This is a genomic window from Paenibacillus amylolyticus (assembly GCF_036894225.1).
GTDB classification, from domain to species: domain Bacteria; phylum Bacillota; class Bacilli; order Paenibacillales; family Paenibacillaceae; genus Paenibacillus; species Paenibacillus amylolyticus.
In genome coordinates, this window is record NZ_CP145892.1 from 124,640 (window position 1) to 139,917 (window position 15,278).

Sequence of the window (15,278 nt, forward strand, 5' to 3'; positions counted from 1 at the left end):
CTAGGCCGGGCTACTGCGTTTCGCCACAAGCCTCAATCAAGTTCTGCTGACGGCTGACAGAGCTGGCTCACTCCCCGCCCTCCTGCATTAGCTTCAGGGCATCAATCTCACCACCACGCACCTTGCTCTTTGCTGTGGTGGTCTTGCGAGCACGCAAAGGGATCGTAGCACGTTTGACGAGTGTCTTGATTTCACTAGGGGATAACCCCGGATGTTTGGAGAGTAGCAAGGCGATAGCGCCACTCACATGGGACGTCGCCATGGATGTGCCGCTCATCTCGTGATGCTTTCCTTGTACCCAGGAGGAGACAATTTTATCACCGGGTGCATAGACATCCACATATGCGCCACGATTGCTGAAGGACGCAATACGTCTGTTTTTGTCGGTTGCCCCAACAGATATGGTCTGGGGATACCGTGCAGGGTAATCAATACTGCGGCGTTTGCCGTCATTTCCTGACGAAGCAACAATAACGATTCCAGCATGGTATGCACGATTGACAACGTCAAGAAGCGCCTTGCTGCGTGTTTTCATGCCAAAGCTCATATTGATGATATCGACCTTGTTGCGCACACACCAGTCGATGCCAAGTACAATATCGGATACATAAGCCGATCCGTTGTGGTCAAATGCTTTCACCGGATAGATCAGGGAGCGTGGAGCTACACCAATCATGCCTGCGGTACTGTTGGCAGCAGCGATAGTCCCTGCTATGTGGGTGCCGTGTCCGTTATCATCATGAGGAAGCAGGCTGCGGTTTAACAGATTGATTCCGCGTGCCAGGGAATAACGAAGATCAGGATGGTGATAATCAGCACCTGTATCAATCACACCGATTTTAATCCGGTGTCCGGTAGACACAGACCATACTTTGGGCGCCCGAATCTGCTTCACTCCCCAGGGTATGCCTTGAGCATTGCTTGGTTTGCTGTGGAGTGCGTTGGCATGAAGGGAGATGGGAACGTCTTCTTCAATCGTAATTTCATCCCCATAGCGGTATAGGTCCTCCGGGCGTTGGACTGGAGCGATAATGGAACGAGCTAGTCGCGAGGAACGGACAGCCCCAAGGTCGGTGAATTCATTCCGCATTCGGGACAATTCTACGAGACAGGCCTCGTACTGCTGCGGTTTGGCAAATCGGATCAAATATCGCCCTCCCTGTTCTGGTTCAGGGCGTCGCATTCCGTCAATCAATTGATGCAATAAACCAGTATAGTCCATAATGGGCAGCCCCCTTCGGGATGAACATGCTGAGGTATTCTATGAATGCGCTCATCCCGCCGCATGGGGAACTTGCCCTTTTTTTACAAAAACACATTCTCTTCGTGTCAAAACGGGCGCAGGGACATATGATGGATGGAGAGCTAGAGGGCTCTTGCGGGGAACCTGGTGAGGAGTAATCCTCCAAGGGTATACAGTCAGAAGGCGGAGGGGACTCCGTCTTTTTTATTATGGATTTGTCTCTTTGGCAAAGAGGATATTCCTGTGGGTTTGATGTCACTTCACGTTTAATATGTGGACATATTGTTGCTGCTCTCCGCATTTGCGTCACATCCGTACATAAAAACTTGCTTTTTAACGCTAAATAGGTTTTACTTAGGTTTGTTAATGGATATGTTATACGTAACAGTCCAGTTCGTAGGGGTTAAAAAGTGAATTTTGTGTGAGAGGAAGTGTCTGCAGTGAGTACCTCGCTCAATTTGAAAATTGATAAAGAAAAGGTAAAAGAGATCCCTTTGGTGGACCTTGCCTTTATGGTGCTGAAAGCGGCTAATACGCCGTATTACTATCGTGACTTAATGAATGAGGTAGCGAAGCAGCGCGGAATGACTGATGAAGAAATCAACGAGTTTATCGCCCAGCTATATACCGAGATTAATATCGATGGCCGTTTTGCTTGCGTCGGTACAAGTCTGTGGGGCTTAAAGCGCTGGTATCCGGTAGCTGGAACAGAAGATTCCATGACGGGTGCGAAGCGTCCGCGTATCATCAACGATGAAGACGATGATCTGGAAGATGAAGACTTCGGTGAAGAAGAAGACAGCTATAGCAGCGATGAAGGCTTCGACAGCACGGATAAAGACGAAGAAGAAGACGAAGAAGAGGAAGAAGAAGACGACATCTTTGACGAAGAAGACAGCGAAGAAGAAGTGCTGGTTGAAGATGACGATCTGGAAGATGAAGACCTCGAAGAAGACGAAGAAGAGTCCGAAAACGAGGATGAATTTGACGACGATTCTGATAATCGGTAGTCATTTTTGACGTCTATAATTTACCCGTTTCCCCGGAATAGTCAGCCTTGACAGCAGACGGGGTAACGGGTAAACTATTGCATGGGCTTATGAATGAGCGACAATATATTTATGTTTTTTATAGAAGGTGCCCCGTCCTGCGGGAGTACTTTTTTTTGTATTTTTAGAGGCATAATTTTGCAAAATGATTTTTTTTCGTATGCTCCCGGCCAACATTTCGTGGCCCGTTTTTGTATATCAAAAACACCAAATGGAATGAAGGCCAGCGGAATATTTGCACCATTTTTTGCTGTAGAACAACGTGTATTTAAACCGTCTTCGCAGAAAGAGCAGTTCGCAGATGCAGGGAATTTCTGCCATTGCTCTTTTTGACGATGATTACCTGGGAAACAGGTTACGATAACACCATATATCGCCTGAATTTCTGTACTTATATTAGGAGGGTAATAACAGTGACAAAGTATATTTTCGTGACGGGCGGAGTTGTGTCCTCCCTGGGCAAAGGGATTACGGCTGCTTCTCTGGGCAGATTGCTGAAAAACAGAGGGCTTAAGGTAACGATCCAGAAATTTGATCCATATATTAACATCGACCCGGGAACAATGAGTCCTTATCAGCACGGTGAGGTTTTTGTAACGGATGATGGCGCGGAAACGGATCTGGACCTTGGCCACTATGAACGTTTTATTGACATCAATCTCTCCAAAAACAGCAACGTCACGACTGGTAAAGTATACTCTTCCGTCATCAGCAAAGAGCGGCGCGGGGAATATCTGGGCGGAACGGTACAAGTTATTCCACACATTACGAACGAGATCAAAGAGCGTGTATTCCGCGCTGGACGTGAAGCGGGTTCGGATGTGGTTATTACGGAAATTGGTGGAACAGTGGGCGACATTGAGAGTTTGCCTTTCCTGGAAGCTATCCGTCAAATCAAGAGTGATGTAGGTCGCGACAATGTGATGTACATCCACGTAACACTTATTCCTTATATCAAAGCAGCTGGTGAAGTGAAAACCAAACCAACGCAACATAGTGTTAAGGAATTACGCAGCATCGGTATTCAACCGAATGTGATTGTATGCCGTACGGAGTATGAATTGTCTAAAGACATGAAAGCCAAGATTGCTCTCTTCTGCGACATTGATGAGAATGCCGTGGTTGAATGTCGTGATGCAGACACCTTGTATCAAGTACCTTTGAACCTGCGTGAAGAAGGCTTGGATGAGATCGTGGTAAATCACCTGAAACTGACTACTCCTGCACCGGATATGAGCGAGTGGGAAGGGCTGGTTGACCGGATCAACAAGTTGGAGCATACAGTTGAGATCGCTATTGTTGGTAAATATGTAGCGTTGCATGATGCATACCTGAGTGTTGTTGAGTCGTTGTCTCATGCAGGATTTGCATCCAATGCTGATGTGAAAATTCGCTGGGTTCCTTCTGAAGATATTACGGATGAGAATGTAGGCGACCTGTTACATGGTATTGGCGGTATCCTTGTTCCTGGTGGATTCGGAGATCGTGGTATTGAAGGTAAAGTATCGGCAATCCGTTATGCTCGTGAGAAACAAATTCCGTTCTTCGGTATTTGCCTGGGTATGCAGGTTTCCGTTATTGAGTATGCACGTTCCATCGTTGGTTTGAATGGTGCGAACAGTTCCGAGATTAATCCGGCTACGGAATTCCCTGTGATCGACCTGTTGCCTGAGCAAAAAGATATCGAGAATCTGGGTGGCACGATGCGTCTGGGTCTGTATCCTTGTAAGCTTCAGGAAGGTTCTTTGGCGATGGCTTGTTATGATGACGAGCTGGTGTACGAGAGACACCGTCACCGGTATGAGTTCAACAATGAATACCGTGAAACGATCGAAAAAGCAGGACTAGTTATCTCGGGTACATCCCCGGATGGACGTCTGGTTGAGATCGTGGAACTTCCAGGACACCCATGGTTCCTGGCGGTACAATTCCATCCGGAATTCACTTCCCGTCCGAACCGTCCGCAACCATTGTTCCGTGATTTTGTAAAAGCTTCTCTGGTGAATGCGCAGAAGTAATAAATTTTTTTGTGTTAACGTAATAGATATTGGGGATGTTCCTGGCAACCATAGCGGCTGCCTGAACATCCCCTTTTTTTTGCGTAAAGAGCAGGTGGGAATGCTTTTTTGTCATTTTGTGAAGGTAGCAGGATTTTAATGGAAGAGGTAGAATACTTATCATGACGACTATGGGATAGTTATCCAGATTCGAAGGTGTGCATGCTTTCCTAATTCTAGGAGGTTACAGAGTGGAAGATAAAAAAGTTTTGATTGTTGATGACCAGAATGGTATTCGAATCCTGTTAATGGAAGTGTTCAGCAGTGAGGGGTATAACACGTTTCAAGCACCCAACGGCAAGGTTGCTCTGGAGATTGTGAATAATGACAAGCCTGACCTGGTATTGCTCGATATGAAGATTCCTGGGATGGACGGTCTGGAAATCCTGAAGCATATTAAAGAAATTGATCCGGGTATCAAGGTGATCATGATGACCGCTTATGGTGAACTGGACATGATTAAGGAAGCCACGGATCTCGGAGCGCTCATGCACTTTACGAAACCGTTTGATATCGACGAGATGCGAGTGGCTGTGAATATGCAACTTCGCAACGGTACCGCCAATAAATGCAGCTGAATCCTGTTGATACAGGATTTTTTTGCGTGTGGAGAACATACAAGGTACTTGGTGGGAAAATGAGGTATTTCACTCCTTTATCCGGGGAATATTGGAAATGGGGAAGTTATAAAGCGGTGTCTATGAAAACTGTGCTGCAAAGCACAGCATTTTTGCAAATGCTTGTTTAGTATTTGACATGGGATGTGGTATAATAAGCCCGTATGTGATTTCGGCTAAAAACCATAGACACAACCCAAACCCCTAGGAGGATTGAAACCATGCCATTAGTATCTATGACAGACATGTTGAACAAAGCACTTGAAGGAAAATATGCAGTTGGTCAATACAACATCAATAACCTTGAGTGGACTCAAGCGATTCTTGGTGCTGCTGAAGAAGAGAAATCCCCAGTAATCTTGGGTGTATCCGAAGGCGCAGCACGTCACATTGGTGGCTTCTACACTGTAGTTAAAATGGTAGAAGGACTCATTCACGACATGAAAATCACTGTTCCAGTTGCAATTCACCTGGACCACGGTTCAAGCTTCGACAAGTGTAAAGAAGCGATCGACGCTGGATTCACATCCGTAATGATCGACGGTTCCCACCACTCTATCGATGAGAACATCGAAATGACTAAAAAAGTTGTTGAATATGCACACGCTAAAGGCGTTTCTGTAGAAGCTGAAGTAGGTACTGTAGGCGGACAAGAAGACGACGTTATCGGCGGTATCATGTACGCTGACTTGAACGAGTGTATCCGTATCGTTAAAGAAACAGGTATCGATACATTGGCACCAGCTCTTGGTTCCGTACACGGTCCTTACCATGGCGAGCCTAACCTGGGCTTCAAAGAAATGGAAGAAGTTCGTGACGCGGTACAAGTTCCACTCGTATTGCACGGTGGTACAGGTATTCCTAAACACGACATCGACAAAGCCATTTCTCTGGGTACGTCCAAAATCAACGTAAACACAGAGAACCAAATTGCTTTTGCAAGAGTGGTTCGTGAAGTGCTTGCAGCTAAACCAGACGCTTACGATCCACGTACATTCATCGTACCAGGCCGTGAAGCAATTAAAGAAACCGTTAAAGGTAAAATCCGCGAGTTTGGTTCTAACAACAAAGCGTAATTTATCTTTACCAGTTCCATACTGTGAAATGGAAAAACACCGCCTAGCCGGTGTCTTTCCATTTTCACACCTTATTTCTACATCGGAAGCCAACAGCACGTATTGCCGTTCATCGGCTGCAAAACACGTAGGGGGACATTAAGCTTTATGGAAAAATTGATGATTAGTGGCGGACGTCCGTTACAGGGAACTGTAACTATAAGCGGCGCCAAGAACAGCGCCATTGCGCTTATTCCTGCAGCATTGCTTGCCGAGTCAGAAGTCGTGTTGGACAACCTGCCGCTTTTGAGTGACGTGGCGGTTTATGCAGAAATTTTGGAGGAACTCGGAGCACATGTGACTTGGGAAGGCAGTCAGATGAAGATTGACCCTTCTGACATTAAATCCATTCCTATGCCGAATGGTCCCGTGAAGAAGCTTCGTGCTTCGTATTATATGATGGGTGCATTGCTAGGGCGTTTCAAAGAAGCGACCATAGGTTTACCAGGGGGCTGTAATTTTGAGCCTCGTCCAATTGATCAACATATCAAAGGGTTTGAAGCGCTTGGCGCAACCGTAACAAACGAACATGGCTCCATTCATTTGCATGCCAAAGAGCTGCGCGGAGCAAAAATCTATCTTGATGTAAGCAGTGTCGGCGCAACCATTAATATCATGCTGGCGGCTACTCGTGCCAAAGGCTCTACAATTATCGAAAACGCGGCTAAAGAGCCTGAGATTATAGATGTAGCAACACTTCTGAATTCCATGGGTGCCAGCATCAAGGGTGCAGGTACCGAAACGATCCGTATTGAAGGGGTCTCGGAGCTTAAAGGCTGCCGTCATTCCATCATTCCGGACCGTATCCAAGCAGGTACGTATATGATCGCTGCAGCGGCGACGCGCGGAGATGTTCTGATTGACAATGTGATTCCCAAACATCTGGAAGCTTTAACGGCAAAGCTGCTAGAAATGGGTGTTGGCATTGAGGAATTGGATGAAAGTATACGTGTCATTGGTAAACCAAGCTATAACCATGTGGACGTGAAGGCACTTGTATATCCTGGTTTCCCAACGGATCTACAGTCACCAATGACTAGTGTTTTAACACAGGCAACCGGTGTGAGCGTCCTGAGCGACTTTGTATACAGTAATCGATTCAAACATGTGCCTGAGTTAGTGCGGATGGGTGCAAAGATTCGAGTAGAAGGACGGTCAGCGATTATTGAAGGCAGTGCATTAAACGCGGCCAAAGTAAAAGCATCCGATCTTCGCGCTGGAGCAGCGCTGGTGATTGCAGGTCTCACCGTCAGTGAAGGTGTGACTGAAGTAACGGGGGTCGAATATATCGACCGCGGTTATGATCATCTGGTGACTAATCTGCGCCTGCTCGGTGCAGATGTATGGCGGGAAACTGAATAATAGGAAGCATTATGCATGATTCGGTCCTACACATGTTTATTTTAACTGAACTGCATATCTTTTTGATGATTAGGTAAACCTGTTTTAATAGAGTTCTCAGTCTCTCCGGCATAAGACGAAATGTTTCTGTTTCCTTTACCGGAGGGTCTTTTTTTGAAATAAACTTCATATGGCTGTAAGAACATCATTTCTCATCCCCAACCCCCGGTTTTGTTTGAACTGCGCTCCATAGCCGGTCTATCCGGATTGATCGCCTCAATGCATCGTTCACTCAATAGCGGATCTTGCCGAATGTTGGCCATCCCACCCGGAAACTTACACTCAAAGACAAGTATTTGCATTATAACGGTTACATTCCGTACAATGGACAGAAGGGATTGTGGCAGACGCCGCTCTCTATAGCCGGAACATCTAGCGAAACTATCCATTTCACACGGACTTATTAATTGAATAGGTGGTTATTATATGGATCTACAAATTTCCGATTTGGAAGAAATGAAACTAACGGACCTCTACAAACTGGCCAAAAAATATCAGATACCGTACTATGGTACGTTAAAAAAGAAAGAATTAATCTTTGCTATACTGCGTGCACAAGCTGAACAGAGTGGCCTGATGTTCATGCAAGGCGTACTCGAGATTTTACCTGAAGGTTACGGATTTCTTCGGCCGATCAACTACTTGCCAAGTACGGAAGACATCTACATCTCAGCTTCTCAGATTCGCAAGTTTGACCTAAGAACAGGTGACCTCGTATCAGGTAAGTGTAGAACGCCTAAGGAAAACGAGAGATACTTCGGTTTGTTGCAAGTCAACGCTGTAAATGGTGAGAATCCATCGGCGGCTGCAGAGCGACTTCACTTCCCGGCACTAACCCCACTGTATCCGCAGAAAAAACTGGTTCTCGAAACATCCCCCAACCATTTGTCCACACGAATTATGGATGTGCTCGCCCCGGTAGGATTGGGACAGCGCGGATTGATCGTAGCACCTCCCAAAGCGGGTAAAACGCTTCTCCTCAAAGAAATTGCCAACAGCATCTCAACTAACAATCCTGAAATTGAACTGTTTGTCCTGTTGATTGATGAACGTCCAGAGGAAGTAACGGATATGTCGCGTTCGGTAAAAGGGGAAGTTGTGGCTTCGACATTTGATGAACTGCCTGAGAATCATATCAAGGTGGCGGAATTGGTGCTTGAGCGTGCGCTTCGTCTGGTTGAGGCCAAAAAGGATGTTGTTATCCTGCTGGATAGCATTACGCGTCTTGCCCGTGCATATAACCTGGTTATTCCACCATCCGGTCGTACACTTAGTGGTGGTATTGATCCAGCTGCGTTCCATCGTCCGAAACGTTTCTTCGGTTCTGCCCGGAATGTGGAGGAAGGCGGAAGCTTGACGATCCTGGCAACGGCATTAATTGATACGGGATCACGTATGGATGACGTCATTTATGAAGAGTTTAAGGGTACAGGTAACATGGAGCTCCATCTGGACCGTCGTCTGGCAGAGCGCCGCATATTCCCGGCGATCGACATTCGTCGTTCGGGTACACGTCGTGAAGAAGTGTTGCTGAGCAAGGAAGAGTTGGATACAATCTGGGCAATTCGTAAAAACATGAATGATTCCCATGACTTTGTTGAAGGATTCCTGAAAAAACTTCGTAACAGCAAGACAAATGCAGAGTTTTTGGCGGCATTTGATTCGGCTGGTAATAGCCCGACAAGCAATTCGGGTACAACAACAACCCGTCGCTCACCTAGACAGACAGCAACGTCAGGTACATCGACTTAAGTGTCGTTCGACCAATAACATACTTTTACAGCGTTGCTGTGAATTTTACAATACACTCGTCGTTAGGTTTAACCCATTAGATGTGAGGAGAACATCATGTATTTAGTATACGCAGATGAAAAAGGTAATGTATTTGATCATCCTTCCCTGTACGGGCTTGCCCGCAGTGGAGATATGATCGTTGAGATTATGGAGGATGAGTTGATTCCTCTGCCAGAAGGTGCAACGTTGGTTGGACTCCCGAGCACCCGGCCCATTGGTATGGACCCGGATACCGGTGAGATGCTACCAATGCCAACGGACACACAGGCTGTAGGTGCTTTGCTTCCACAGGGATTCACTCGTTTGTGTCTCCCTGGATACGTGAAGACGGATAAGGAGTATAAGTTGCCTTTGTTCGGTTATTCCGCTGTAGTCTGGAAAGATGGCGGTTTCTATGTCACCGCTTCGAAGTCGGATAGTCCTGAAAAATGGAATCCACTCAACTGTGATCGTGACGATGTGCGTTCCGGGGTCAAACGATTGACGGAGCAATACCCCGAGAACCGTCTTTACACCCATCTATCCAACTGTGCGCTTGGATATGAATGTCTAACTTCATCAAACACGTTCCTGAATCGTTGGGAAGGTGGAGTGCCGGTATCCTATTCTTGCAATGCGGGCTGTTTCGGGTGTATCTCCGAGCAACCGGATGATAGTGGCTTTGTTTCCCCGCAGACACGTATGAACTTCCGACCACGTGTGGATGAGATTGTGGAGGTTATGCTGGAACACCTGAAGACGCCGGAGTCCATCATTAGTTTTGGACAAGGTTGTGAAGGGGAGCCTTCCACGCAGGCCAAGCTGATTATTGAAGCGATTCGCGAAGTGCGTTCCGTAACGGACATGGGGTATATCAACATTAATACCAATGCCGGTCTGAATGATCACATTAGAGGTATTGTAGATGCTGGATTGGATCTGATGCGCGTAAGTACAATTAGTGCACTGGATGACCATTATAACGCCTACTATAAACCACGTGGTTATACCTTAGCCAATGTTGAGAAGTCGATGAAATACGCAGCGCAGCAGGGTGTATACACGTCCATTAACTATCTGATCTTCCCAGGCGTAACAGATCGTGAAGAAGAGATTGAGGCGATGATTGAGTTTGCAAGAAGAACCGATCTACGCTTGATTCAGATGCGTAATCTCAATATTGATCCAGAGAGCTATCTGGAATTAATTCCTCCTGCTCAAGGTGATATCTTGGGCATGAAGCAGATGATTGAGATTTTTGAAGACGAGTTGCCTGGTGTTGTGATCGGATCGTATACCCATGTTCCACCCGCTGGAATGGCACGTCCAAAACGGTTGATTACCTCTTAACAATAATGGATTGCAACAGGCGCGAGGTCGTGTTATAATCTCAGGGTTGTGCCATTTACTCTGGGTCCGCTTGAGGCTCAGGGCGGAAAGAGGTGAAAGGTAATGAAAGAAGCAATTCATCCTAATTACACGATTGGTCAAGTATCTTGCGCTTGCGGGAATACTTTTGAGACAGGTTCGGTTAAAGACGGACTTCGTGTAGAGATTTGCTCCGCGTGCCACCCGTTCTTCACAGGTAAACAGAAGTTTATCGATGCTGGCGGCCGTGTTGATCGTTTCAAAAAGAAATACGGAATCTAATTGGACAATTCTTGGAGTTGTCTGCTAATTGCATCCAACACACCCCTGCTGATCTGGCAGGGGTTTTTATATGTTATATGTTAATCATAATCGCATTCACGTTCCTCTGGTTGCAATTTGGATAACCTTACGTTATACTATTTCTTACCGTGCTAGATGGGGAGGTAGCGGTGCCCTGTAACTCGCAATCCGCTATAGCGAGGTTGAATTCCTGCTAGAGGTTTTGCCGATGTGAGGTTTGGTCCCTAAACGTGGTGTTGACGGTTGGGTCCTCCGCAATGAGTACTCATGAACCTGGTCAGGTCCGGAAGGAAGCAGCCATAAGTGAGATCACTCTTGTGCCGGAGGGTTGCCTAGCCCGAGCTATTGTTCAGGGGTGCCACTTGGATCGCAAATATCGATAGCAGGTGCACGGCTTACCTTTTAAATGTAGAGACCTTTGCAGTTGTATGTATGCAGAGGTCTTTTTGATATGTCTTAATAAACCACGCATGAATGAGTCAGATAAAGTTTGGATTCACCCTAGAATATAGTATAATAGGGGAACGACAAAGGACTCGAATGCGAAGTGGAAGGAAGGTAACGCATCATGGAGCATATCGCGTTATACCGGGCTTGGCGTCCCCAGTCGTTTCAAGATATGGTGGGGCAACAGCATATTATTCAGACCTTGCAGAACGCGATTCGTGAACAGCGGACTTCCCATGCCTACTTATTTAGCGGGCCCAGAGGAACGGGAAAGACAAGTGCCGCCAAGATTTTGGCCAAAGCTGTGAACTGCGAACGTGGGCCTGCGCCTGAACCTTGTAACGAGTGTGAAGCTTGCCGCAGAATTACGACTGGCGCTGTGATGGATGTGCAAGAGATTGATGCTGCATCCAATCGGGGCGTTGAAGAAATCCGTGATCTTCGGGAAAAGGTTAAATATGCGCCAACCGAAGTCCGGCAGAAAGTCTATATTATTGATGAAGTGCACATGCTGACAACGGAGGCATTCAATGCTTTGCTCAAAACATTGGAAGAGCCACCACCACATGTGATGTTTATTTTGGCAACAACGGAACCGCACCGCCTTCCGGCTACCATTATATCGCGCTGTCAGCGATTTGATTTTCGCCGGGTATCCCTGGAAGAGCAGACAGCAAGACTTACACTGATCTGTGAACAGGAAGGCATGGAAGCTGACCAGGATGCGCTCCAATACATTGCCCGTTTATCGGACGGTGGAATGAGGGATGCACTTAGTGTGCTGGATCAGATCTCTTCATTTACGGATGGACGAGTAACGTACCAGCAGGTTATGGACATGACCGGTGGGATTGCTTCAGAGCAATTTGCCAAACTGGCTGCTTCGCTGCTCAAGGGTGATGTTGGTCATATTTTGCAGATGATTGAAGGTTTCATGCATGAAGGAAAGAGTGCAGACAAGTGCATGGAGAATTTACTGTATTATTTCCGTGATTTGCTTATGATTAAGATGGTACCTGATGCAGACAAACTGACGGACCGGGTGCTTAATCCGGAGTCTTTCCGTGATATGGCGGAGTCATTCACCAAGGAACAATTGTTCCATATGATCGACACCCTTAATCGGTACCAGAGTGAAATGAAATATGCAGTACAACCACAGACATTATTTGAAGTTGCATTGCTTAAACTGTGTAGTATTCCAGCTCAAGGTGAGGCTTCTGTTCAGGTGGGAGCTTCAGCTCATGCAGCACCTGCTGATGGGGGGGAGATCAACCGCTTGAAGCAGCAGCTTGCTGAGTTGGAGAAGAAGTTGGATCGTGCATTGAAAAGTGGTTTGTCTGGTGGAGAAGGTGCATCGAGTGCTCCATCTCGTCCGGCAACAAGGGCCCCTGTATCGAGAGGCAATTCGCCTGCGAAGCTTCCTGCACAGTTGGATCAGTATGTTGCGCGCAAGGGAGCCCCTGAGTTCGCAGATATCAGCAAAAAATGGAGTCAGATCCTGCAACGAGTGAAGGAAGAGAGGGTTACCGTTCACGCCTGGTTTGTGGATGGTGAGCCGGTATCATTGCTTGAAGACAATGTATTGGTTGCTTTTAAAAACAACATTCACCGTGAAACAACGGAGAAGCAGGCTAACCGTGAAGTCATTGAGCGGGTGTTGTCCGAACAGCTTGGGCGACCTGCACGATTGGTGACGATGATGCTCAAAGATTGGACCGGAGCAATGGAGGGAGCTTCTGAAGCGCCAAAGGAGGACTTTAAGCTTGAACCTGAGCATGAAGACGGCGGTTCAGGCAACAAACAGCCTTGGATTGATGAAGCGATCCAGCTCTTTGGTGAGGACCTTGTAGTGATCAAAGAATAATGCGCATAGCGCGATAACCATAACAAAGGAGATGAACAATTATGAACAACATGAACCAAATGATGAAACAAGTGAAGAAAATGCAGGAGCAAATGCTGAAAGCACAAGAGGAACTGGCGGACAAAACAGTCCAAGGTACTTCTGGTGGCGGTGTAGTGACGGCTGAAGTTAACGGACACAAGAAATTGCTTGCTATCACGATCAAACCTGAAGCGGTAGATCCGGAAGATGTTGAAATGTTGCAAGATCTCGTTATGACAGCTGTTAATGATGCAATGGCCAAAGCCGATGAGATTGCCAACAAGGATATGGGCAAGTTCACAGGCGGCATGAATATTCCGGGATTATTTTAATTAAAAAATTGATCCTGTCAAAGGAGACACAATCGATTGTATTATCCCGAACCAATAGCCAAGCTGATTGATGCCTTCACCCGGTTGCCGGGTGTGGGTCCCAAGACGGCAGCGCGTTTAGCTTTTCATGTGCTTAACATGAAGGAAGATGACGTTATCGATTTTGCCAAAGCGCTCGTTAGTGTGAAGCGTAATCTTCATTACTGTTCTGTATGTTGTAATATTACTGATACGGACCCATGTCGCATCTGTCAGGATAAGTCCAGGGATGTATCTGTTATCTGTGTAGTTCAGGATTCGAAAGATCTGGTGGCCATGGAGCGCACCAAGGAATTCGATGGGTACTATCATGTGTTACAGGGCGCGATTTCACCTATGGAGGGAATTGGCCCAGACGATATTCGTTTGAAGGAACTCCTGGTTCGATTAAGTGATGAACGTATAAAAGAGATCATCTTGGCAACGAACCCCAACATTGAGGGTGAGGCTACAGCGATGTATATCTCCCGGTTGGTGCGTCCGTTTGAGATCAGTGTGACTCGTATTGCGCATGGATTGCCTGTAGGTGGCGATCTTGAGTATGCGGATGAAGTGACCCTTTCCAAAGCGTTGGAAGGTCGCAGGGAGATGCGTTAGTGTGATCAATTTGTATTACGCAGCGGACTTCCTTGGAAACTTCGGATGCTAAATAAGTTTCGATATGCAAAGAGAGCCTTAGGGCTCTCTTTTTTTATGGAAAAAATGAATGTCCGAGTTCTAAGTTTGTCCTTTCCCTGATAAGTATGAGAATATGCTGTGCTGATCAGGAGGGGGAGAGATTATGTTTTTGTGGCGAAACACACGGAACTCGGTAGAGAAACACAACAGAATGTTGAAGGAACTTGAGGCGGATCAGATCTATGCAGATATTCAGATGGCTAAGCAGGAATGGGAACGGGCTATGAGACAGTTTGAAGATGCACAGGGACAGGATGAGATTGATTATGCTATTTATGTATTGGAGGCAGCTGAGCGGAAGTACCAGATCCACTTGAGAAGAGCAAAGCGAGCCAGAGCTAATGATGATGTTACATCACAGCGAGGGGTTAGTATGTAGAGTCACGTTTACATTAAACACGGAGGTGAAACATATGAAGAGTATTATACTGGGAAGTGTATTGGTTATATCGTTACTGGGGCTTATCGTTATTTTATTCAGAAAGCGGATAGGGTTATCATTTTTCACGTCATTAGGAATTCATCTGGTGCTGGCTGCAGTAGGGATATATATCGTGAATTATTCCGGCTGGATTACAGGAACCTACATCCCGCTGAACCCTGCAACGATAGGGACTGTAACTGTTTTGGGATTGCCAGGTGTGGGGCTATTATTAGGGCTGAAAATTTCTTTGTTCGGATAGTTGACTCGCAGGATATTTATATGGTACATTATATCTCGTTGCTTTGCTTGCTTGGTTAGATGCTTTAGATGAAATCAAGGAGTTCATTACGAACTTCGAAAAAGAATTTCAAAAAAACACTTGACCAAAACAAACGAAGTATGATATATTATAAAAGTCGCCGCTGAGAGAAAATGGTGACGAAAAAACGAGTTTGATCTTTGAAAACTGAACAACGAGTGAGTAAACATTCTGCTTGCAGAATGAACGCAAAAGTTTGAGACAAGCCTTGGCTTGAATCGACTG

Annotated in this window: 15 protein-coding genes and 1 other RNA gene; 15 read left to right on the forward strand and 1 reads right to left on the reverse strand. The window is 46.3% G+C overall.

Annotation, left to right across the window (positions count from 1 at the left end):
• Positions 1 to 67: 67 nt before the first annotated feature.
• Positions 68 to 1,222 carry a S8 family peptidase gene (locus tag V6668_RS00595; protein ID WP_036667694.1) on the reverse strand — a complete coding sequence of 385 codons (1,155 nt, stop codon included), beginning with the start codon at positions 1,220 to 1,222 and terminating at the stop codon, positions 68 to 70.
• A 461-nt stretch (positions 1,223 to 1,683) separates the two neighbouring features.
• Here V6668_RS00595 and rpoE point away from each other — a divergent pair, with 461 nt between their 5' ends.
• From rpoE to V6668_RS00670, 15 genes are all read left to right on the forward strand, one after another.
• Positions 1,684 to 2,253, forward strand: a complete 570-nt coding sequence (gene rpoE / locus V6668_RS00600; protein WP_047841137.1) for a DNA-directed RNA polymerase subunit delta — start codon at positions 1,684 to 1,686, stop codon at positions 2,251 to 2,253.
• A 93-nt stretch (positions 2,254 to 2,346) separates the two neighbouring features.
• Complete coding sequence (locus V6668_RS00605; RefSeq protein WP_338707469.1) at positions 2,347 to 2,625, forward strand: hypothetical protein; 279 nt, start codon at positions 2,347 to 2,349, stop codon at positions 2,623 to 2,625.
• An 80-nt stretch (positions 2,626 to 2,705) separates the two neighbouring features.
• Positions 2,706 to 4,310, forward strand: a complete 1,605-nt coding sequence (locus V6668_RS00610) for a CTP synthase (RefSeq protein ID WP_036607266.1) — start codon at positions 2,706 to 2,708, stop codon at positions 4,308 to 4,310.
• Between the two features lie 230 nt (positions 4,311 to 4,540).
• Positions 4,541 to 4,927, forward strand: a complete 387-nt coding sequence (locus tag V6668_RS00615; RefSeq protein WP_017691292.1) for a response regulator — start codon at positions 4,541 to 4,543, stop codon at positions 4,925 to 4,927.
• A 260-nt stretch (positions 4,928 to 5,187) separates the two neighbouring features.
• Positions 5,188 to 6,042 (forward strand): class II fructose-1,6-bisphosphate aldolase, encoded by an 855-nt coding sequence (gene fba, locus V6668_RS00620; RefSeq protein ID WP_036607263.1) that lies wholly within the window; start codon positions 5,188 to 5,190, stop codon positions 6,040 to 6,042.
• A 147-nt stretch (positions 6,043 to 6,189) separates the two neighbouring features.
• Positions 6,190 to 7,443 carry a UDP-N-acetylglucosamine 1-carboxyvinyltransferase gene (locus V6668_RS00625; protein ID WP_338707470.1) on the forward strand — a complete coding sequence of 418 codons (1,254 nt, stop codon included), beginning with the start codon at positions 6,190 to 6,192 and terminating at the stop codon, positions 7,441 to 7,443.
• 465 nt (positions 7,444 to 7,908) lie between these two features.
• Positions 7,909 to 9,234, forward strand: coding sequence for a transcription termination factor Rho (rho, locus tag V6668_RS00630; protein WP_036607258.1), 1,326 nt, complete (start codon positions 7,909 to 7,911; stop codon positions 9,232 to 9,234).
• Positions 9,235 to 9,330: 96 nt separating this feature from the next.
• Complete coding sequence (locus tag V6668_RS00635; RefSeq protein ID WP_047841136.1) at positions 9,331 to 10,605, forward strand: radical SAM protein; 1,275 nt, start codon at positions 9,331 to 9,333, stop codon at positions 10,603 to 10,605.
• A 102-nt stretch (positions 10,606 to 10,707) separates the two neighbouring features.
• Entirely contained in the window at positions 10,708 to 10,905 is a 198-nt protein-coding gene (gene rpmE, locus V6668_RS00640) for a 50S ribosomal protein L31 (protein WP_036607255.1), read from the forward strand.
• A 147-nt stretch (positions 10,906 to 11,052) separates the two neighbouring features.
• Positions 11,053 to 11,320: signal recognition particle sRNA large type (ffs, locus tag V6668_RS00645), an RNA gene on the forward strand.
• Between the two features lie 174 nt (positions 11,321 to 11,494).
• Entirely contained in the window at positions 11,495 to 13,240 is a 1,746-nt protein-coding gene (gene dnaX, locus V6668_RS00650) for a DNA polymerase III subunit gamma/tau (protein WP_338707471.1), read from the forward strand.
• 41 nt (positions 13,241 to 13,281) lie between these two features.
• Positions 13,282 to 13,593 carry a YbaB/EbfC family nucleoid-associated protein gene (locus V6668_RS00655; protein WP_036607248.1) on the forward strand — a complete coding sequence of 104 codons (312 nt, stop codon included), beginning with the start codon at positions 13,282 to 13,284 and terminating at the stop codon, positions 13,591 to 13,593.
• 36 nt (positions 13,594 to 13,629) lie between these two features.
• The gene (recR, locus tag V6668_RS00660; RefSeq protein WP_036607246.1) at positions 13,630 to 14,229 is read left to right on the forward strand and encodes a recombination mediator RecR; all 600 of its coding nucleotides are present in this window, start codon (positions 13,630 to 13,632) and stop codon (positions 14,227 to 14,229) included.
• A 232-nt stretch (positions 14,230 to 14,461) separates the two neighbouring features.
• Complete coding sequence (locus V6668_RS00665) at positions 14,462 to 14,689, forward strand: DUF2508 family protein (RefSeq protein WP_051447031.1); 228 nt, start codon at positions 14,462 to 14,464, stop codon at positions 14,687 to 14,689.
• 34 nt (positions 14,690 to 14,723) lie between these two features.
• Positions 14,724 to 14,993 (forward strand): pro-sigmaK processing inhibitor BofA family protein, encoded by a 270-nt coding sequence (locus V6668_RS00670; RefSeq protein ID WP_338707472.1) that lies wholly within the window; start codon positions 14,724 to 14,726, stop codon positions 14,991 to 14,993.
• The last annotated feature ends 285 nt before the right edge of the window (positions 14,994 to 15,278 follow it).

Excerpts from the sequence above, each read along its gene's own strand:
- V6668_RS00595 (WP_036667694.1), bottom strand. The coding sequence starts at position 1,222 with ATGGACTATACTGGTTTATTGCATCAATTGATTGACGGAATGCGACGC.
- V6668_RS00605 (WP_338707469.1), top strand. The coding sequence starts at position 2,347 with ATGAGCGACAATATATTTATGTTTTTTATAGAAGGTGCCCCGTCCTGC.
- fba (WP_036607263.1), top strand. The coding sequence starts at position 5,188 with ATGCCATTAGTATCTATGACAGACATGTTGAACAAAGCACTTGAAGGA.
- V6668_RS00625 (WP_338707470.1), top strand. The coding sequence starts at position 6,190 with ATGGAAAAATTGATGATTAGTGGCGGACGTCCGTTACAGGGAACTGTA.
- rho (WP_036607258.1), top strand. The coding sequence starts at position 7,909 with ATGGATCTACAAATTTCCGATTTGGAAGAAATGAAACTAACGGACCTC.
- V6668_RS00635 (WP_047841136.1), top strand. The coding sequence starts at position 9,331 with ATGTATTTAGTATACGCAGATGAAAAAGGTAATGTATTTGATCATCCT.
- rpmE (WP_036607255.1), top strand. The coding sequence starts at position 10,708 with ATGAAAGAAGCAATTCATCCTAATTACACGATTGGTCAAGTATCTTGC.
- dnaX (WP_338707471.1), top strand. The coding sequence starts at position 11,495 with ATGGAGCATATCGCGTTATACCGGGCTTGGCGTCCCCAGTCGTTTCAA.
- V6668_RS00655 (WP_036607248.1), top strand. The coding sequence starts at position 13,282 with ATGAACAACATGAACCAAATGATGAAACAAGTGAAGAAAATGCAGGAG.
- V6668_RS00665 (WP_051447031.1), top strand. The coding sequence starts at position 14,462 with ATGTTGAAGGAACTTGAGGCGGATCAGATCTATGCAGATATTCAGATG.
- V6668_RS00670 (WP_338707472.1), top strand. The coding sequence starts at position 14,724 with ATGAAGAGTATTATACTGGGAAGTGTATTGGTTATATCGTTACTGGGG.